This is a genomic window from Vibrio sp. 1CM23M, assembly GCF_023161755.1.
Lineage (GTDB): Bacteria > Pseudomonadota > Gammaproteobacteria > Enterobacterales > Vibrionaceae > Vibrio > Vibrio coralliirubri.
This window is the reverse complement of record NZ_JALNTR010000003.1, coordinates 168,829-189,336: the sequence shown is the minus strand read 5'-3', so window position 1 is coordinate 189,336 and position 20,508 is coordinate 168,829. Positions and strand designations below refer to the sequence as shown.

Here is a 20,508-nt window from a genome sequence, read left to right as displayed (position 1 = left end):
AACCCTTCGGGCAGCTCTTGTGGTTCATTTCTACTGCGTTATCGGCTTTTCATGTAGGCCAACTACACGTCAAAACCTCTTCCTTGTATAAATTTCCCACAAGATGCTGCAAAACCCAGCTCGAAAGGTCAACAGCCCCAAGTATTGATAACGGCTAAAGCATCTCTTTGGCAATCAAATGCAGCAGAAACGTTTCCCGCTCAATGCTCATGCCCTTTTTAGGGCTCTCTGCCATCGTCTTTTCGTTATGAGCGATCGCTTCATGGATATTCATCCAGACCGGTTTCATCCCGTTTTTCACTTCATAATCTTCGTAAGCCGTTTCACCAAGCTCACGATCGATCTTGCATGAGTAGCAGTAAGAAATCATGTGCATCATGTCTGCATCGTCTTTGTACCAAGGACGAAACTCTTCAAAAATGCCGAACGGCTTGATGCTATGAATATTCTTCGCGCCAGTCTCTTCTTCGAGTTCACGAACCATACCTGCGATCACATCTTCCCCTTCATCCAAACCACCACCAGGAATGGTGTAGTCGTGATAACGCTCTGTATACAGCATCAGAATGTCTTCACCATCTAATACAATGGCACGGGCAGCGTTGCGCTTATAGACCGTTTTATTGTCTAGATGGTCGATATCAGGGTGGATGGTTGTTTTTAGGTGTCTCATGATTCTGACTGCTCTACTGAATTTGGCGGCATCATATCATAATCATCAATAGATTCGAGGTTCACAACCGCCAACAAGAACTGATCGGACGGGGATATTCCAACGGTAACTTGAATCCACTTAGCTTGATCTAACACTCAAAAAATTGTTAAACATGAAGAAATATCAACCTATTTCAATATCTTGACTAAATTAGGACAACCTTTTCTGAAATCTAAAATATACTAATTTCATAGAGCTTCTCATTTGGTTCTGTAGAACTTAACGCATTCGATTATAGAGTTATCACGTAGGAGATAGACATGAAGAAAATTGGTTTGATGGCTGTATGTGCCGTTGTATTAGGCGGTTGTGCAAACGACTATGCAGAATATAGCGAAGGCCAACGTGTTTCAGTCGCTAACCCAGCAGCGGTTTATTGTGTTCAACAGGACGGTGAATTAGACACGGTTACTGAAAACAATCAGCGTACAACTTACTGTGTATTCGATGACGGCGAGCGCATTGAACAGTGGGAGTACTACCGCAATAACCATGAGCAAGAAACTGAAAAGTAATCACTTCTATTACAAGTTTCCAATCTCAAAGCTTTAAAACCCTCCCCCTAAAAATTCAATTATGTTACGTAAACTGTCTGCCATAAGGCAGCGGTTTACCGTACATACACACCAATTGAACACTGTTTTATTCCTGACATAGCTCTGACATTAGCCTAACCTAGGCCGATAGAATGCCCGCCTGTTACAAAATTTTACACATAGAATTATTATGAAAAGCCAATCAAAAACGAAAGAACAAACTCAAATGTCATTTGAACTGCCTGAGTTCACCCTTTCTCAGTCGACATCTCAAGTGATCTACAAACGCTGCCAAACCGCTCTCGTTGTTTTAGCGATTGGTATTGTCGCAAATCTTGCGCTTCGAATTGATTTTGTATTGTTGAATGGCAATGTTGGTGAGGTCTCGGTGACTGAGATGCTGCAACAGTTACTGCTTATTATCGCGTCTGGGTCTTTTGCTTATCTATCAAGAGAGAAGCGTGAAGTTAAGCATGCAGCTATGCTCATCAATGCATTTTTCGGTGTGATGTTTATTCGTGAAATGGACTTTTGGTTCGACAAGATTGTACATGGCGCTTGGGTTGTCCCTGCCCTATTAGTTGCTGGTAGCGCAATCTTCTACGCGATTAAAAATGGTAAACGAACCATTGATCAGCTTGCGCTTATTCTTGCATCCCCACACATGAACTTGCTAGTAACAGGCGTGATGCTTCTGTTGGTGTTCTCTCGCCTATTTGGCATGGGCAGCTTCTGGCACAATGTTATGGGCGATGATTACGTTCGAGCGGTTAAAAACATCGCTGAAGAAGGCACTGAGCTTCTAGCTTACTGTCTGATTGCCTTTGCGAGCTTAAAGACCGTTATTGGCATCACGAGAAAGAAATAATCACCTATCGCCACCAGCGATGTGTGAGATCCGATTCCGGGTCTAAATAACGATTCAATAAAGTCAGGTTAGTATCTAGTAGAGCTAGGTATTCCCTGACTTTTTTTACATCGGTACCCGCTGAAGTCTGCTGGATACAGCGCTCCAATGCTGGGAGTAAACTATCCACAATGTCAAAGTCAGATGAACGTCCAACGAGCTCCTTGGCAGTTATCAATGCTTCCAAAGACAGTCTTTCTGGCTCTCGTCTAACCAAATCTAAATCTCGCTTAAATGCGCCCGCACAAACACCTTCAAGATAAACTCGGTAGGTCGTCAGTACGTCCATCAACAGAAACAATTGCCCTTGAGCACTTTGATGTGGGTATGGCACCGCAACATGAGCCTCCAACCTGCGATCTATTTGCAGATCCACCCCAAGTGCGGAACACTTCTCGATGAGAACTTTAAGCAAACCTTGCTCGTCCATGAGCGATTGAATCTCGAATATACGTTGTAAGTGGTAGTCATTAGAGACGAATGTCACCTGCACACTCTGCCCGCGAGTAAACAGCCCGCTTTTAATCATCTCTGAGGCCAAGTTCTGTATGTTCTCGACAGTATTGGTCGAATGCTGCTCGAGTAAAATCGCCCCTAAGGAAAACGGATGTTCTCGCTGATTTTCAAGCTTCCTAAAATATTGGTGCATCGCATCGGCTTCAGACAGTGTTTGCCCTTTTGTTACCCCACCACAAAATGCTACCGCAGTTTGCTGATTCGACTCTTCTGCCAAAGGCTCCGCCAGATACTCAACCAAAGCATCAACTCGACTGGTCCCTTCATCAGTCAATTTATTCTCATTAAGTCGCTTACCCAGCACAATAAGGAGGTGATTAATGCTCATTTTATGTTCAAGTCTCGTTTTGGGGATTGGATGGAGTGAATTATGTATACAATACTTGTTAACAAAAGTATTTTGAAATTCTTATATGTTGCTCGCAATAATGCTCACTATTGATAGCGACATCTTAGGCAATACAAGAATAGACGTGTCGCTTTACAGCAAACATAGCACGCTCTTGTATTTCATCGCTCTATGCTTGTTAGCACTAGTCGATAAAAGAGCCCTTTCAATCAATGAATACGCTCAATCGAATAACTGTTTCAACCAAAGAACAGGTTCACTCAAAGAAGTGAAACTAACTAAATACAAATTTTACACAGAGTTCGTCCATCGAACCGTCTTCACAGGAAGTTACTATGCTGTCTATTTTTGATATCTACAAAATTGGGGTTGGGCCATCCAGCTCCCACACAAATGGACCAATGATCGCTGGGTTTAACTTTACCCAAAAAATTGATGCTCAGCTTAAGCAAGTGAAGCGTATTCAAATCGACTTATACGGCTCGTTATCATTGACGGGTATTGGTCACCACACAGACAGAGCGACCTTGTTAGGTTTGCTAGGTAACCGCCCCGACACCATTAAAATCACCAGTGCTAACCAAGCAATGCGTAAGGCGATTGAAGATAAATCTCTATTGGTTAGCGGTAACCATGAAATTCATTTCGATGTAGAGAGCGACCTTCTCTTCCACAAAACTAACCTTCCGTTGCATGAAAATGGCATGACTATCTCTGCCTTTGACGAAAGCGGCAGTCTTCTGGATATGGAAACCTACTACTCGATTGGTGGTGGCTTTATCGCAACCGCTGATGAGCTACAAAACGGCAAACAGGAAGCAGAAACACAAGTTGAGTTCCCTTTCTCTTCTGCTGATCAGTTGCTTGAACTATCCGAACAACAAGGACTGAGCCTTGGTGGCTTAATTCTGCGTAACGAAGTGTCGTTCCAAGGTATGGATGTGATTGACCAGAAAGCCGACCAAATTTGGAAGGTGATGTCTCTGTGTATGCAGCGTGGCTTTGACACCGAAGGCATTCTTGATGGCGGCCTAGAAGTCACTCGTCGAGCACCTGCTCTGCTTAAAAAGCTGGAAGCAAATGCCTCAATTGAAAACGATCCAATGGAGATCATGGATTGGATTAACCTATTTGCCTTTGCCGTAAGTGAAGAAAACGCAGCGGGCGGTCAGGTTGTCACATCACCGACCAACGGTGCTGCTGGCGTTATTCCTGCGGTATTGATGTACTACCATCGCTTCATCAAAGAGCTAGACACTAAGCAGCTTAAAGACTTCTTGGCAGTCTCTGGAGCAATCGGGATCCTTTACAAAACCAATGCTTCGATTTCTGGCGCAGAGGTAGGTTGTCAGGGTGAAGTCGGCGTTTCTTCATCAATGGCTGCTGCTGGCCTAACTGCCCTACGTGGTGGTAGCAACGAGCAAATCTGTATTGCGGCTGAGATCGCGATGGAACACTCACTGGGCATGACATGCGATCCGATCGGTGGCCTTGTTCAGGTGCCATGTATTGAACGTAATGCTATGGGTGCAATGAAAGCGATCAATGCATCACGTATGGCGTTGAAACGTACCAGCAAGTGTCTTATCTCGTTAGACAAGGTTATCGAAACCATGTACCAAACAGGTAAAGACATGAACAAGAAGTACCGTGAGACTTCTCTAGGCGGCCTAGCCGTGATCCACATGGCACCACCGTGTGAATAACAGACAAAGACACGAGTGGAGAAAGCCTCTATAGAGACGGCATTCTTGTAAACTTAGTTTTCAATATCTCAACAAAGCCAGCCACCACGCTGGCTTTTTTATTGGCCAAAGCCCAACAGCCAATTAAAAGTGATACTCATTCAAAATCATTTACAGAATGATCATCGCTAACTTTCCCTTTATTAGTTCATTACTTAGCCACAAATGATGATGGCTAAATTTCACACCGCTATGCATCCACTAGCAAAATCTAACGTTGCAAATTTCATTCATGAGAAATATGAATGTACTCATAAGAAAAGATATATCGAGTAAAGTTCTGTTTGGGACAGATGTTTCAGTTTATGTATTACTGCTAATGATATTATAATCGGGTAATTACACTACATATTAATACAAACGTGAGAATAAAATAATGTGGAATAGATTAAACAAATCAATGATGTTCTGCCAAATGATGTTCGGACTTTCGTTCTATGGCGTCATGGTGATCTTGACTCGTTTCTTCCTTGAAGATCTGAACTACAATGAAGCCGACACCATGATGGTTGTTGGTGCTTTCTCTGCAATCGGACCGCTATTTGCTATCGCGGGTGGCTTTATCGCCGACAAGTTTTTAGGCGCTTACCGATCTTTAACCATTGCCTTCCTAGGGTTCGCAAGTGGTTACGTTCTACTGGTACTTGGTGCAGCAGCAACCAATGTTCCGATGGCATTATGTGGTATTGCGTTAGCAAGTTATGCACGTGGTTTGATGTCCCCTTCTTACCCAAGTCTTTACAAACGCACGTTCAAAACTCAAGAAGATTTTGAGAACTGCTACCCAATCAACTACTCAGTAAACAATATTGGTGCTCTGTTAGGCCAATACCTGTTCCCAATGCTAGTGCTTGTTGTTGGTTTCCACGGTGGTTTCCTTCTTTCAGCGGTTCTAGCCGGTGCTGCGCTTCTGATGATGATCTTTGTTCGCAAAGGCCTTGTTGAAGCAAGTGCTGAAATCGACCAAAAACCAGTAAGCACTAAAAACTGGGCAGCCTTCCTTGGTCTTTCTGCAGCAATGATCGGCTTGGTGTTCTTCATGTTCTCTAACATGGATATTGGCCAAAACATCGTATACGCAATTGGTGGTGCAGCGATTATCTACTTTGTCTCTTTGATGATGAAATCGAAGAAATCAGACATGCTAAAAATGGGCACTATCTTAATCATCACATTCCTGACGACATGTTTCTTCGTGTACTACGGTCAGATGATGACTTCGATGACAATGGTAGCGATCAACACAATGCGTGGCGATTTATTTGGCTTCATCCCTGTCGCACCTGAAGCTTCAATGGCAATGAACCCACTATGGTGTATGGTTGCTGGCCCTATCATCGCGGGTATCTTCTCTAACCTAGAAAAGAAAAACATTAACTTCTCAACTGCAACCAAAGTCGGTTTCTCTTTCATCCTTACGGCTATCGCTTTCGGTATCCTTACGATGGCAGTAACGACAGTTGGTGACGATGTTCTGATCCGCCCAGAAGTTTTCCTAGCGATTCACTTCTTCCTAGCATTCGGTGAAGTGATTGTAGGTTCAATGGTTGTAGCCTTCATCCTGTCTGTTGCGCCTAAGCACATCGAGAACTTCTCAGTAAGTTTGTTCTCTGTTGCTATCGCACTGTCAGGCATTGTTGGTGCGGTATTCTCAACGTCTATTGCACTAGAGAAAGGTCAAGAGATCACACAAGAGATCGTGCAAACGGTTTACGGTGATTACTTCCAAATGCTGACTGTTCTTGCAGTCGTGATGGTAGGTATCGCAATGGCAGCATCGTTCATTATTCGTAAGATGCTAGAAGCTGCAAAAGCTGCTGACGAAACGATTGAACTAGAGCAAGCAAACAGCTAATTCTGTTCGCTGAGTCAAACCAATCCTAAGAGCCCTTTAGTTTTCTAAAGGGCTCTTTTTTTGTCGGTTCTATTTCTTAATAGGATCTGCCGTATAAGTAGGTAGTACATGTGTAAATCAAAGTAAATGATAACTATTAGTATTGAGTGTTTTTTAGTTCAGGATTATGATGTGGAAATCAAAATCTAAGAGAGCCTTATATGAGCAAGCCTAGCCCTATCACATTAACCGTTACTCAAACCTCAACAATTACTCCAAACATGCAGCGCATAACGCTTAGCGGTGAGGGATTAAGTAAATACCCAACAGAATGTGCCGGCGGCTACATCAAGCTTTTATTCTCGCCACTCGGCACAACTGATTTAAGCCAGCTAAACGAAGGTGAGCGCCCAACCATGCGCACTTACACCATTCGTCAGTACAATCCTGTAGAACAATGGATTGAAGTTGATTTTGTTCGCCATATCACTACAGATTTGCAATGTGGTTTTGCTGCTCGATGGGCAATGAATGCAAAAGTGGGTGACACGGTTTCAGTGGCTGGCCCAGGTTTAATTCAAGGTCTTAATCTAGAGTCAGACTGGTTCTTCTTAGTTGCAGACATGACTTCCCTACCTGCGCTTTCTGCAAAAGTAAAAACGCTTCCAGAAACAGCAACGGGTCACGCTGTCATTCAGATCAACTCAGCGGCAGATAAACAAGCACTTGAAACCCCTCAAGGCATCAAAGTAACCTGGTTGATTGAAGATGAAACCTCAGAGTCACTTGCACAAACCGTGCGCGACACAGAGTGGTTAGAAGGCCAAGTGTCAGTGTGGACAGCGTGTGAATTCGAAAGCATGCGCGAGCTGAGACAATACTTCCGCAACGAAAAAGAAGTTGCAAAAGAGAACATCTACATCAGCAGCTACTGGAAACGTGGCGTCACTGAAGATGGTCACAAAGTGTTGAAACAGCAAGATGCTCAAGATTTAGCGGGTTAAGCCTGTTACGCCATACATCTTCTTGCTAGAAAATAGAAAACGCCCTTAACAAAGTTTGTTTCGCTAAGGGCGTTTTTTGATTTAACTTAATAGAGATACCTATTCACAAATCCCCAATCACTCAGGCGATCTTTTAAGTCAATGAGATAACTAAGCCAGCAATAATTAGAGAGACGCCTACACCGCGAGTCGCGTGCCACTTTTCCTTTAAAAAGTAGATCCCCATCACTACGCCGAAAATGATACTCACTTGCCTAAGTGCAACAACCAAGCTGACGTTCTCTGTCATAGTCATCGCAAACAACACTAAGCCATAGGTCGAAGCCATCATAATGCCCGCAAGTGTTGCTCTTTTACGTAGTAACCAAGCGTTATGAAATTCGATTCTTTGATTCGACACGAGCAACCACAGGCTCAGTGGAAGCACAATTGCCCAAAACTGAATACCCAAATAGAAAATCGCCGTGTGTTTATTGGTAATGCTAGGTGTGCTTAAGGGCTCTAATAATAGAAGCGCCTCTTTATCAATAATCGAATAACCCGTAGTACCGATGGCCGCGATTAACGCCCACAGTACGCCAAGATTCAGGTAGGCCTTGAGCCTTAGTTCAGAAAATTGCTTAAGTGGGACAAACAAACAACCTAATGTGATCAATGCAAAACCAAGCCATTGATTAAGCGACAACTCATATCCAATCAACACCGTACCTAAGCCAACCATCAACACAGGCAGTGCTCGTGCCATTGGGTAAATCACCCCAATATCGGCCTGCTTGTAGGCTATACCTAAGCCGATTAAATAGATGATTTGGCAAATACCACTTAAAAGAAGTAGCTGCCAGAATAGGAGCGTGATGTTCACAAAGCCGACACTGTAAACGTACCAAATCAAATAGGGAGTCAAGATCGCGGCAGCGGCAAAGCCAGAAGCAAGGAAAAAAGACGACCCCGAACCTTGATTAGATTTACCTAGAACATTCCAACCCGCATGAAGCAGAGCCGAAATTATCACGATGACGATGGCAGAAAATTCCATTTCATTCCTAACTTATTAACTGACTTATAAAAGCCGTCGCTGAAAACGGGTGATAAAAAAGGCCTCTTGGTAAGAGACCTTTGATCGATTCAATTGGGCAAGCCCAAAGAGTTACAGATATGTACGCGTTCTAACGTATGACTAGCGCTCTAGCTGCGCGATTGACTCAATACTGATCGCATCATGACGCCAATACTCAATATCACAGTCAATCAGATCGCCGTTTTGATTGTAGTTAACACGCTCAACAACCATTGCAGGTGAGCCAGAAGTCGCACGTAGGGCTTGCGCTGTCTCGCCAAGTAAAGACGTTGTGCTCACTCGGTAACGGATCTTCTGATACACCACACCAAAATGCTCACGGTAGATGTCCGTCAACGATTTAGACAAGTCATAATCAAGCAAGTTAGGGAACAACTCAGGTCGAATGTAGTTGGTCACATACACAACCGGCCTATCTTCAAGGTAACGAACTCTGTCTACTCGATAAACGTCCGAGAAAGGTTGTAACTCAAGAAGTCTAGTCGCCTCCTTGGTTGCTAACATGCCTTTCGCCGCCACCAACTCTGTTTTCGGCTTACGATTCTGCGATAGAGCCATGTTGGTGAAGTTCAGCGTTTGTGTTGGATCATAACGAAGCGGATCAGGAGAGATAAACCAACCACGTCGGTCTTCTCGATAAATGCGCCCTTCCGCTTCAAGTGAAGACAAGGCTTCGCGTAAGGTAACTCGAGTCGTATCAAACGATTCAGCCAGCTTACGTTCTGCAGGCAGCTTCTGTCGTGGTGTTAACATCCCCGACTCTATCTGCTCTACGATGACATCTTTGATTTTTACGTACTGCACTTCATTTCCTTTCATTCTTGTTCTTGTCGCCAGCCACTCCTTGGCCAACTGAAATATAAATGGTTCGCTAGCGTTTACGCCAAGCTTGGGTGCGCTTCTCAAATAACTTGTTGATTAACATATGAATCAACTTCGCACTCGCTGCAGATATCATTATCATCACCGCCATGGCTGCTGCTGCACCGGTTTGACCCGCATCGTCCATATTCAGTACTGATACTGACGCTGGAATCGTATTGGTAGAATACAAGAATACTACCGCAGATGTCGTGGTAAGTGCATTAATAAACAGGTATGTCGCAATATCTAAAATCGCTGGCAGACAAACGGGTACCGTCACCTTAAAGAACAGCTTGTATTGCGGTAAGTTTACCGAAGCCGCCGTTGCCTCCATTTCCGAAGGCAGCTGTTTCAATGCCGTTAACGCAGTCATGTGCCCTACCGTGTAGTAGTGAACCACGGTATTAATCACCAAGAACGCCATCGTGCCATACAAGAAGTTGAGTGGATTACTCAAATCATTGAAGTAAAAGATATACCCCAAGCCCAGCACCATACCCGGAACGGCCATCGGTACAACACTGAGCATTTGCATCGCTTGACGAACAGGACCGAAGGCGCGACCTTTCTCAATACAGTATGCACCTAGGAAAATCAGAACAGTACCAATTATCGCAGTCCAAGCACCAAGCGTTAAAGAGTTGAAGAATGGCGCCCAACCATAAGTACTCATTTCTGCGAAGTTGTAGTTGTTTAGCGTTAGCGCTTTGTTCCAAGGCCAGAAGGTGACCATAGATCCATATATCGCCATGCCCAACACGATAACCACAGCAGCAGAGATGATGGTGCAATAAAGGAAACATAAGCCATCACGTAGCGTGCTAGGTTCAGGTTGGTACGCGACAGAACGAGTATCAAACAAGCTCTTCTGTTTCTTTTGAACCCAGCGGTCAACGGTAAACGCAAGCAACGCAGGCAATAGCAGCAAGATACTGGTTACCGCACCCATAGAGAAATTCTGTTGACCAACCACCTGCTTAAAGATGTCAGTCGATAACACGTTGTAGCTACCACCGATCACCTTTGGCACACCAAAGTCACAAACCACCAGCGTAAACACAACGATCAGGGTGCTGATCAAGCCGTATTTTGCCGCAGGTAACGTCACCATGAAAAAGGTTTTTAACGATGAAGTATTGAGTGCACGTGCTGCCTCATAAAGGCGAGCGTCAGAGGTTCTTAATGAGGTGGTCAGAATCATCAAGGCGTGTGGAAACGTCCAGAATATCAAGCCCAGTGAGATACCAATCAAGCCATAAACCGAGTTGCCACCCAAGACTTCTTTAGCGATACCTTGGTTACCAAATAAGAATATAAGACTGATTGCGGGAAGCAGTGACGGAGCAAGAATAGGCGCAGAACCCAGTACTTGAAAAAATCCTTTAAAAGGCATGCATGAACGAGTTAGCGCATAGGCATAACCAAACGCTAAGACACCCACAACAACGGTCACTAACAACCCGAGCGTGAACGTATTACCTACCGACTGCCATAGGCTTTGAGACGCAAAATACGTTGCGAAATTCTGTAAACCTACAAATTCACCGTCTGCGTTCTGAACACTCTTTTTCAACATCGCCCACAGTGGCATCAGGATAAACAACGTCATAACTACAGACAAAAAGGCCAACAGCCCAAACAGAATTACGTTGTCTTTGCTTAACCGAGCCAGAAAAGGTTGTACTCGTCGTTGAATTAGCAGCTTAGATTGCATCATTTGAGTCGATTCCATGATTGTTTACGCCGCCTCGTCTTTCATCACTTGCAGGCTTTTCGATGGGTAAGCTCTAAGGCCTTCTTGATCAAACGCCACGTAACGAATATCACTGCGACGCAGCTTCAATCGGTTGAACTCTTTGACGGGTACATCAACGATGATCTCTTTCGCCGTTGAGTCATGTTGCAATTGACACTCAACACGATAAAACGCCCCTAAGAATTCACTTGATACGATTCTCACAGGTAAGGATTCACTAAAACGATCAACAAACTGGATTTGCTCTGGACGAACGGCAATATCGAAAACATCCCCCAGATTTGGCGTGAGATTATCTAAGCCAGGTAACGGCAGCATTGACTCAGCAATGCGCATCTTGCCTTGAGCTGCAACAGAAGCTTGAATGAAATTCATACTGCCGACAAACTCAGCCACAAAACGACTGACGGGTTTTTGGTAGATCTCTTGAGGAGCACCCACTTGCTCGATAACACCGTGATTCATCACCACAATGCGGTCTGCCATCGTTAATGCTTCATCTTGGTCGTGCGTCACCATAATAGTGGTGATACCCAGCTTACGTTGCAGTTGGCAGATCTCATCACGTAGGTGTGTTCTTACCTTCGCATCCAACGCAGAAAGCGGTTCATCGAGTAGCAACAAGCCTGGAGAAAGAGCCAATGCGCGAGCAAGAGCAACACGCTGCTGCTGTCCACCAGATAGCTGATTTGGAAATTTCTGACCAGACGTTGGTAAGCCGATCGTCTCTAACCAAGACTCAACCGTCTCAAGGGCTTCTTTGGTCGACATGCCTTGGTTTTTAAGACCAATCGCAATGTTTTCTTCCACAGTGAGATTTGGAAACAAAGCGTAAGACTGGAACACAATGCCGAAGTCGCGCTTTTCTGGTGGTAAGAAGGTCGTGTCATTACCATTTTGCTCGATAGAGCCTGATGTTGGTAAATCTAAACCTGCAATCGCACGTAATAAGGTGGTTTTTCCACAGCCAGATGGGCCAAGGAAGCAGACGAACTCGCCTTTATCTATCGATAGGGAGATGTCTTTTAACGCTGTAAATTGGCCAAATTGCTTTACAACGTTTTCAATATTCAAATAAGTTTGGTTGCTCATACTACAGCACTCTCTATATGGTATATACCAAATTTAAACTGAGAATATTGCAGTTGAGTGACAAATTTATAGTAGCTAAATGACAGTTATATTGCAGATATAATAAGCATTAAAGATTGCTATTTGTTCAGCATTAACAGTTCGTTCAACGTTGTAAGCCCTCAGTGACTTGCCCATAAATCACTGAGAGCCTAAATGTAAACTTCTAATTTAAACGCTAGATTAATCTATGATTCAACCTTGTCGGCTTTGCCCGCCGCACCTGCGAGTTTGGATAACTGTTTATCTAGCCACAATGGCGTGTCACCCGAATCTTCCGCGTTCTCTTTTCTTCGTACCGCATCACGAACCATCATCGCACCTACCCAACGGAATGGCTCTGGCGGGAAGTGTCCTAATGGGCCTTTAGTTAAACCGCTTCGTGTCCAAGCATTGTCGATATCGAGTACCATTGAAGACAAAATTTTGCCTCCCATGCGAGTTTGAGCAACACCATTACCTGAGTAACCAAGCCCATAATAGATGTTTTTTTGCCCTTTTAGATTACCGAAAAATGGCAATCCTGTTACCGATCGATCTGAGCCACCCGACCAGTTGTAATCGAATTCACTTTGTTCCAGTTTAGGGAACAGTTTTTGGAAAGATTGATAGAGAATCGGCAGGTAGTTGGTCGTTTGGTTAAACATGCTTTCAACTTGATTGGCAAACGAGAATTTATTGCCGCCTTTGCCCAACATGAGTCGTCCGTCCTGGGTATCTCGGTAGTAGTGGACAAAGATACGCGAATCCACCACCGCCGCCCCTTTCTCTGGGCCAAATTGCTTGAGCTTTTCAGGAATAGGCTTGGTCACTACCATATCTGAAGAAACAACCACTATACTGCGTTTGAACTCTTTAAAGTGATCGAGCATCCATGCATTGAGTGCCAAAATCACTTTGTCGGCAAAAACAGAGCCACCTTTGGTTTGGATTCGAGCCGGGGCTCCATAATCAAGTGATGTCATCTCTGTGTTTTCGTGAATTTCGACACCCAGTTCGAGCGCCACTCGGCGTAAACCTCTAGCCAATAACGCTGGCTGCACACTACCCGCAGCTTCTGAGTAGTAACCCTCAATATGGCGATCAGATCCCGCTTTATCAGCTAAAGAATTGTCGCACTTCTTCCAGCTATTGATACCCTGCTTAACCAGCTCATTAACAACTGGCTCCATTCCACCCTTCTGAGCTTCATTGGTCGCCGTGTAGTAAGTTCCGCTGCGATATAGATGCGCGTCAATCTTGTGTTCGTTACAGAAGGCTTCGATCTCGTATATAACCTTTTCCGATTCCTTAACCAACCATTTCGCTTGTTCTTTTCCATAGAGCTTTTTCAGCGTCGGATACTTAGTTGACCACGTCAACATGCAACCGCCGTTCGCACCAGAAGCACCGCTACCACATAGGCCTTTTTCAATCACGACAACATGTTTTTCGGGTTGCTGTTGTTTGATTAAAATCGCCGTCCATAAACCCGTATAGCCACCGCCAACAATGGCGGTATCACAGTTGACGTCTTTTTGGAGCGGCTTAGCCGAAACTAGCCCCGCATTGATATTGCCAAACTCTTGTTCCAACGCTTGCTTGAACCAATATGAGTAGTGCTTTGTCATTTGTTGTACCTTACTTAAAACCTAAAGGCGTAAAACTAAAAAAGGAAGACCGAAGCCTTCCTTTGCTGATTTCTAACTTCTAATGAACTAAATAGTTAAGTAACTGAATAGGTCGTCAGATTAAGATTTTGGCTCTGATTTAGCGTCAAACTTCTCAGACCATGTTTTAAGAACGTCAGCACGTTCGCTGCCCATGCGAGCGAAGTCCATTTTTGCCATGTTCTTTTCTACATTAGGGAAGTTCTCTGCTTTGCCTGTCACATCTTTGTGACCAACAACTGGGTACATTTCGATGTAAAGCTCATTTGCCGCTTTAGAAATAGACCAATCGATAACACGTTGTGCTGCATCAGAAGGCTTAACAAGGCCTACCGCTTCAGATTCCCAGCCGATGCCTTCAGGCGTAATCACTGAAAGTGGAGCGCCTTGAGTTTTCAGCTTAGCGCCACGGCTCGCCATAGAAATACCGATAGCGACTTCGCCCATGCCCGCTTGAACACATGGCTTAGAGCCTGAATGCGTGTAGTGAGCAATGTTTTGATCTAGCTTCTGCATGTAGTTCCAACCTTGGTCTTCACCCATGTTTTGTAGCCAAGCCGAAACCTGCATGTAGCCTGTACCAGAAGACGCTGGGTTTGGCATAGCAATGTGGCCCTTGTAGATAGGCTTCGTTAGGTCATCCCAAGACTTAGGTGCCGGTAGGTTCAATTGCTTAGCCACCACTTCGTTAAAGCAAACTGCATTGAAGAATGCGTCATTGCCATACCAAGCTTGAGTAGACTGTGGGTCGTTAAGGTTAGCGCGTAATGCTTCTACACCTTGAGGCGTATAAGGTTTCAGGATGCCCTCTTCTTTAAGCAATGCCATTGAAGAACCCGCAAGACCCCAAACTACCTCTGCGCGAGGGTTGTTTTTCTCAGCCAATAATTTTGCCGTCATGATCCCTGTTGAATCACGCACCCACTTAATGTTGATGTCTGGGTTTTCACTTTCGAAAGCATTTTTGTATTTAGCTAAAATGTCAGTTTCAAAAGCAGTGTAAACCGTCACTTCCTGTGCTGCATAAGCGTTACCAGCTAGTAGAGTTACTAAAGCTGCAAGTGATCCTTTCATAAAACGGTTTTTCATCATTTTCTCCAGTCAGGCTCAACTCTAAAGTGAGAAGTTGCCAAAATTAAAAGTTATCGAGGTTTAAAGCTGCCTAGGTTTAGAAGCAACCAAGGTTTAACGTTTCTTAAATTAGAAGCCTCATCAAGAGGCGCCTATATCCATAAATTCATTTAGGTTGTTAGTACACGCCTTTACATTGGTATGTACCAGATGACGTGTATTAACCTAATCGACTTTTATGACGGTTAAATGAACAAAAAATGGCAATTTAAAGATCGGAAAATTTCTCAACACAAGTGACAAATTTGAATATGAAGCTTTTGTGAAAATAACGTTTGGGCTATTTACGACCGTTTAAATTGGTTGTTAAAGTAACCGCAAATACTGGTATAGTCCAAAATACAAATCACGAGAATTGAACATGAGAAACGAATACCTACTACTGACACCGGGTCCTCTATCTACTTCTGAAACCGTTCGCCAAGCGATGCTAAAAGATTGGTGTACTTGGGATGATGAATACAACAAAGACGTTGTTGAAGTGATTCGTAGCAAGCTAGTGACTTTGGCGACTAAGCAAACGGGTTATACGAGCGTACTAATGCAAGGTAGCGGCACCGCTTCAGTTGAAGCAACAATCGGTAGCGTTATCTCAAAAAGCGGCAAGCTTCTTGTTGTTGACAACGGTGCGTATGGTGCTCGTATTGCTCAAATCTCAGAATACTTAAACATTCCATGCCATGTCGTTTCCCCAGGTGAAACATCACAGCCTGACTTGAACGAAATGGAGACGGCATTGGCTATGGATTCAGACATTACTCACGTTGCGATTGTGCACTGTGAGACTACTACGGGTATGTTGAATCCAATCGAAGACATCGCCAAATTGGCAAAACAGCACAACAAAACCGTCATTCTAGATGCGATGTCGAGTTTTGGTGGCATCCCTATGGATATTGCTGACTTAGGTATCGATTACATGATCAGCTCGGCGAACAAGTGTATTCAAGGTGTACCTGGATTCGGCTTTGTTATTGCGAAGCAATCGGAACTGGAAAAATGCAAAGGCCAAGCTCGTTCATTAAGCCTTGACCTGTTTGACCAATGGCACTGCATGGAAAGCAACCATGGTAAGTGGCGCTTCACCTCTCCAACTCATACAGTGCGTGCTTTCTACCAAGCTCTACTTGAATTGGAGCAAGAAGGTGGTATCGAAGCTCGTCATAATCGCTACCAAACCAACCAAACTACCTTGGTTGCAGGTATGCGCTCTCTTGGCTTTGAGCCACTGCTTAATGATGATCTTCATTCACCTATCATTACTTCTTTCTATTCTCCAACTCATAGCGATTACCAATTCAAGGAATTCTATGACCGCTTGAAAGAACAAGGTTTTGTGATTTACCCGGGCAAGGTTTCAAACGCAGACTGCTTCCGAATCGGTAACATCGGTGAAGTGTACCCGTCAGACATTGAAGCTCTCATTGGCGCAGTGAAAAACGCTATGTACTGGGACATCAAATAATGACGACGACCAATCAAGAGCCGATTCTAAAGGCCACACACTTTCGAAGCGAAGGCGATGTGAACACCACGCCAGCACGCGAAAAATGGAACGAATCGCTAAACGATGATGCGACTCAAGCGATGTTAAAACGTGACTCTGACGTGTTTCTTCATCAAGCCATGTCAACGCCTTGCCTAGACACACTTGAAGCAGCCGAAGGCATCTACATTCAAGATGCGACGGGCAAAAAGTACATGGACTTTCACGGGAATAATGTTCATCAACTAGGCTATGGTAATCCCCACATCATCAATAAAGTGACTCAGCAAATGGCGTCGTTGCCATTTTCACCACGTCGCTTCACCAATGAAACTGCGGTTCAGTGTGCTGAGAAACTCACACAGATCTGCGGTGGTGATTTGAATCGCGTGTTGTTTGCTCCCGGTGGCACATCAGTGATCAGCATGGCGCTAAAACTTGCTCGACATGTCACCAACAATTTCAAAGTAGTGTCATTGTGGGACTCATTCCATGGCGCGTCACTCGATGCCATTTCAGTGGGTGGCGAAGCTTGTTTCCGCGAAGGCATGGGGCCATTAATGGCTGGCGTAGAACGCATTCCACCAGCGGTTTCCTATCGTGGTGCTTTTCCGCTTCGCGGGCAAAGCGCAGGCGGTGAAAGTGAGGCTGCATGTGATGTGCACTACGCCGATTACCTTGAGTATGTGATTGAAAAAGAAGGTGGCATTGGTGCCTTCATTGCCGAAGCAGTGCGTAACACAGACGTTCAAGTACCAAGCAAAGCTTACTGGAAGCGCATCCGTGAGATCTGCGATAAGCATAACGTCATGTTGATCATCGACGATATTCCAAACGGTATGGGTCGCAGTGGCGAATGGTTCACTCACCAAGCTTTTGATATCGAGCCTGACATTCTTTGTATCGGTAAAGGTTTTGGCGGCGGCTTAGTACCAATCGCAGCCATGATCACTAAAGACAAATACAACACGGCAGCGCAAGTTTCTCTTGGGCACTACACCCATGAAAAAAGCCCAATTGGTTGCGCGGCAGCACTCGCCACCATGGAAGTGATTGAGCAAGAAAACCTACTTGAAAAAGTACAAGCGGACAGCGCATTCGTGCGTGAACAACTGCTTCAAATGAAAGTGAAGTACCCAGTCATTGGTGACGTTCGCGGCATCGGCCTGCTCTGGGGGGTGGAATTGGTCACCGATCATATCACCAAAACCCGAGCTTTCGATGAAGCGGAAGCAGTACTTTACCAATGTCTAAACGATGGCCTGAGTTTCAAGGTGTCACAAGGTAATGTGATTCAGTTGAGCCCACCATTGATCATCAGTCGAAGCGAACTAGAAGTCGCTCTGTCTGTATTTGAAAAAGCGATAGCAAAAGTCTGCAAAGACTTCGAGTACCTTTAAACCATCATCTAACCAATAACTTAAAACAATCATTCATCTCCCAGAACAACTTGAGCTGGGAGAGAACAGAAATAGGACACGACTATGAACACAACATCACCTATCCAAGCGGTTATCTTTGACTGGGCTGGCACTATCGTTGATTTTGGATCATTTGCTCCAACCAGTATTTTCGTTGAAGCATTCAGACAAGGTTTCGACTTTGATATCGACTTAGCAGAAGCGCGTGAACCTATGGGGATCGGAAAATGGGACCACATCCAAGCAGTGGGTCGAATTCCAGCTGTTGACGCTCGTTGGAAGGCTCAGTTCGGACGCTCGATGACAAGTGAAGACGTTGACGCGATCTACGCGGCATTCATGCCTCTTCAAAAAGCGAAAGTAGCCGATCACGCAGCACCTATTTTGAATGCGATAGAAGTGGTCAATAACCTTAAAGAGAAGAACGTGAAGATCGGCTCTTGTTCAGGTTATCCACGTGAAGTGATGGATGTTTTAATTCCTGCCGCTGCAGATTACGGTTACCGACCAGATAACGTGGTAGCGACCGATGACTTACCTCAAGGTGGTCGCCCTGCTCCATTTATGGCACTGAAAAACGTAATCGACCTAGGTGTAACTAGCGTTGCTGCGTGTGTAAAAGTAGACGACGCAGCACCGGGGATCGATGAAGGTCACAACGCAGGCATGTGGACAGTTGGACTTGTATTATCGGGGAACGAAGCAGGGTTAACGTATCAAGAATATTTAGATGCAGACGAGACAACACTTGCGGCTGCACGTGAAAAAGCAAGCGTTAAGCTAAACAAATCAAACCCACACTACCTAATCGATACCATTGCAGACCTACCTGGTGTCATTGCAGACATTGAAAAACGTTTGTTAGCCGGAGAGCGCCCATAACTCCTGTAACTTCCGCAAATCAGGGCCTATAGCCCAATAATCCGCACACATAAAAAGAAACCTCGTATCACCTAAAAATGATACGAGGTTTCTTCGTTTCCAATATTTGAGACAACAATTAATTGACAAAAACCTCTGTAAATAGCACCTTAAATATATAAATTTCAACAACTTCATTGACTCCAATAAGCAACTACACTAACAATGTAACAACAGTTCCAAGATAGGTTCGACCTGAATCTACGCCTTGAACGACTTACTGCTGCAGTGTCCCAATCAGTAAGTCGTCGCTTTAAAGGCTCATTCAGATAACAATAAGAGTTAATCCAAGGATAAGATTATGAAAAGACTGTCAAAAATCATGTGTGCAGTAATAGCTGCTTCAGGTTTCGCTGCTGCTCCATCAATTGCCGCAACGACATACGTAGGCGCAAAAGTTGGCATGGGTTGGCTAGATAGCGCTTGTGTCGACAACGTTGATTGTGAAGATGATTCAGTTGCTGGCGGTATTTACGGTGGTTACAACTTTACCGATAACATTGCTCTAGAATTGAATGCAGATTATTTAGGTGATTATGACACCAGCTTTAACAACAACGGAACGCCTAAAACATACAGCGATTCTATCGTAGCCATTTCTTTGAGCCCAATGTATCGATTAGCGATTAAGCAAGAATTTGATATTTTCTTCAAAGCCGGTCCAGCTTACATCATGCACGATAACGAGGACGACGTTGTATTGGCCTTAGGTATCGGCGCAGAGAAGCAGCTATCAGACGACTGGGCCCTGAGAGTTGAGTACCAATACTTCGATGATTTTGATGATAAGATCATTCAAAACCTTAACTCCAACCTTGTGACTGTTGGCCTTAGCTACAACTTCGGTACAGGCAACACAACCGCAGCAGCGGCTGAAGCTTCTGCGGCGGCAGTGACTCAAGCACCTTCTGAGCCAATCACCGAGCCAGAAACTGTGGTTATTGAAGAAGAAGCAGCGGTAGTTGTTACTAAAGCGCAAACCGAGAGCTTCTCTCAAGGTACATTTGCGACTAACAGCACAGAGCTTTCAGAAGAAGGTAAAACAGCTGTACAGCCAATTGTTGAAGTCTTACAAGCGCACCCTCAATCGACCGTTAACATCGTTGGCCACACTGACTCAACTGGTGCGGCAGAATACAACATGATGATATCTAAGAAACGTGCAGCTGCGGTTGCCGCATACATCGAAGAGCAAGGCATTGAAGCAGAGCGTATTACGGCTTCTGGTGAAGGGGAAGAAAACCCAATCGCATCAAACGCTACCGCTGAAGGCCGTGCACAAAACCGCCGTGTGGAAGCAACTATCCCAAGCTTCGAATATCAAGAAGAAGTTCAAGTTGAAGAAGTTATCGTAGAAACAGCTGAATAATCGCACTCTACCTTGACCAAACTAATAAGGGCGGAGCACTTTAAGTGAGCCGCCCTTTTCTTTCCCTGGCTCTACTCATACGCCGTAAGCCGTAAG

At 44.6% G+C, this 20,508-nt stretch carries 17 protein-coding genes; 9 read left to right on the top strand and 8 right to left on the bottom strand.

Translation table 11 applies throughout. The features are described 5' to 3' along the window. Positions 1-154: 154 nt before the first annotated feature. A complete protein-coding gene (locus tag MSG35_RS11830; protein ID WP_017059522.1) occupies positions 155-673 on the bottom strand; it encodes an NUDIX hydrolase in 519 nt (172 codons plus the stop codon). Between the two features lie 302 nt (positions 674-975). On the opposite strand from MSG35_RS11830, the gene MSG35_RS11825 reads away from it, so the two are divergent. Next, positions 976-1,230, top strand: a complete 255-nt coding sequence (locus tag MSG35_RS11825; protein ID WP_017079683.1) for a DUF333 domain-containing protein — start codon at positions 976-978, stop codon at positions 1,228-1,230. 211 nt (positions 1,231-1,441) lie between these two features. Continuing rightward, the gene (locus MSG35_RS11820; protein WP_248384006.1) at positions 1,442-2,119 is read left to right on the top strand and encodes a hypothetical protein; all 678 of its coding nucleotides are present in this window, start codon (positions 1,442-1,444) and stop codon (positions 2,117-2,119) included. A gap of 4 nt (positions 2,120-2,123) precedes the next feature. Here MSG35_RS11820 and MSG35_RS11815 read toward each other — a convergent pair whose 3' ends face one another. Then, on the bottom strand, positions 2,124-3,002 hold the full coding sequence (locus MSG35_RS11815; RefSeq protein ID WP_248384005.1) for a YdcF family protein: 879 nt from the start codon (positions 3,000-3,002) through the stop codon (positions 2,124-2,126). Between the two features lie 356 nt (positions 3,003-3,358). Here MSG35_RS11815 and MSG35_RS11810 point away from each other — a divergent pair, with 356 nt between their 5' ends. From MSG35_RS11810 to MSG35_RS11800, 3 genes are all read left to right on the top strand, one after another. Further along, positions 3,359-4,729, top strand: coding sequence for an L-serine ammonia-lyase (locus tag MSG35_RS11810; protein ID WP_048612939.1), 1,371 nt, complete (start codon positions 3,359-3,361; stop codon positions 4,727-4,729). A 415-nt stretch (positions 4,730-5,144) separates the two neighbouring features. Beyond that, positions 5,145-6,623, top strand: coding sequence for a peptide MFS transporter (locus tag MSG35_RS11805; RefSeq protein ID WP_048616933.1), 1,479 nt, complete (start codon positions 5,145-5,147; stop codon positions 6,621-6,623). Between the two features lie 200 nt (positions 6,624-6,823). Next, the gene (locus MSG35_RS11800; RefSeq protein ID WP_248384004.1) at positions 6,824-7,606 is read left to right on the top strand and encodes a siderophore-interacting protein; all 783 of its coding nucleotides are present in this window, start codon (positions 6,824-6,826) and stop codon (positions 7,604-7,606) included. A gap of 133 nt (positions 7,607-7,739) precedes the next feature. On the opposite strand, the gene MSG35_RS11795 is transcribed toward MSG35_RS11800, so the two are convergent. From MSG35_RS11795 to MSG35_RS11770, 6 genes are all read right to left on the bottom strand, one after another. Next, a complete protein-coding gene (locus MSG35_RS11795) occupies positions 7,740-8,642 on the bottom strand; it encodes a multidrug transporter (RefSeq protein WP_248384003.1) in 903 nt (300 codons plus the stop codon). Between the two features lie 141 nt (positions 8,643-8,783). Continuing rightward, positions 8,784-9,488: a phosphonate utilization transcriptional regulator PhnR gene (phnR, locus tag MSG35_RS11790; protein ID WP_102433816.1), complete on the bottom strand. Its 705-nt coding sequence runs from the start codon at positions 9,486-9,488 to the stop codon at positions 8,784-8,786. Between the two features lie 67 nt (positions 9,489-9,555). Continuing rightward, positions 9,556-11,280, bottom strand: a complete 1,725-nt coding sequence (locus MSG35_RS11785; protein ID WP_248384002.1) for a putative 2-aminoethylphosphonate ABC transporter permease subunit — start codon at positions 11,278-11,280, stop codon at positions 9,556-9,558. 6 nt (positions 11,281-11,286) lie between these two features. Continuing rightward, a complete protein-coding gene (locus MSG35_RS11780) occupies positions 11,287-12,396 on the bottom strand; it encodes a putative 2-aminoethylphosphonate ABC transporter ATP-binding protein (RefSeq protein ID WP_048608831.1) in 1,110 nt (369 codons plus the stop codon). A gap of 227 nt (positions 12,397-12,623) precedes the next feature. Next, entirely contained in the window at positions 12,624-14,045 is a 1,422-nt protein-coding gene (locus MSG35_RS11775) for an FAD-dependent oxidoreductase (RefSeq protein ID WP_248384001.1), read from the bottom strand. Between the two features lie 120 nt (positions 14,046-14,165). Then, on the bottom strand, positions 14,166-15,176 hold the full coding sequence (locus tag MSG35_RS11770) for a putative 2-aminoethylphosphonate ABC transporter substrate-binding protein (protein ID WP_017079669.1): 1,011 nt from the start codon (positions 15,174-15,176) through the stop codon (positions 14,166-14,168). A gap of 400 nt (positions 15,177-15,576) precedes the next feature. Here MSG35_RS11770 and phnW point away from each other — a divergent pair, with 400 nt between their 5' ends. The 4 genes from phnW (at position 15,577) to MSG35_RS11750 (ending at position 20,412) form a co-directional block, all read left to right on the top strand. Continuing rightward, positions 15,577-16,680 (top strand): 2-aminoethylphosphonate--pyruvate transaminase, encoded by a 1,104-nt coding sequence (gene phnW / locus MSG35_RS11765; RefSeq protein WP_048608835.1) that lies wholly within the window; start codon positions 15,577-15,579, stop codon positions 16,678-16,680. Continuing rightward, positions 16,680-18,101, top strand: a complete 1,422-nt coding sequence (locus tag MSG35_RS11760) for an aspartate aminotransferase family protein (protein ID WP_248384000.1) — start codon at positions 16,680-16,682, stop codon at positions 18,099-18,101. The genes phnW and MSG35_RS11760 overlap by 1 nt, the downstream gene beginning before the upstream one ends. Before the next feature lie 84 nt (positions 18,102-18,185). Further along, positions 18,186-19,004: a phosphonoacetaldehyde hydrolase gene (gene phnX, locus MSG35_RS11755; RefSeq protein WP_048608839.1), complete on the top strand. Its 819-nt coding sequence runs from the start codon at positions 18,186-18,188 to the stop codon at positions 19,002-19,004. Positions 19,005-19,344: 340 nt separating this feature from the next. Continuing rightward, positions 19,345-20,412 carry an OmpA family protein gene (locus MSG35_RS11750; protein ID WP_248383999.1) on the top strand — a complete coding sequence of 356 codons (1,068 nt, stop codon included), beginning with the start codon at positions 19,345-19,347 and terminating at the stop codon, positions 20,410-20,412. Positions 20,413-20,508 lie beyond the last annotated feature (96 nt).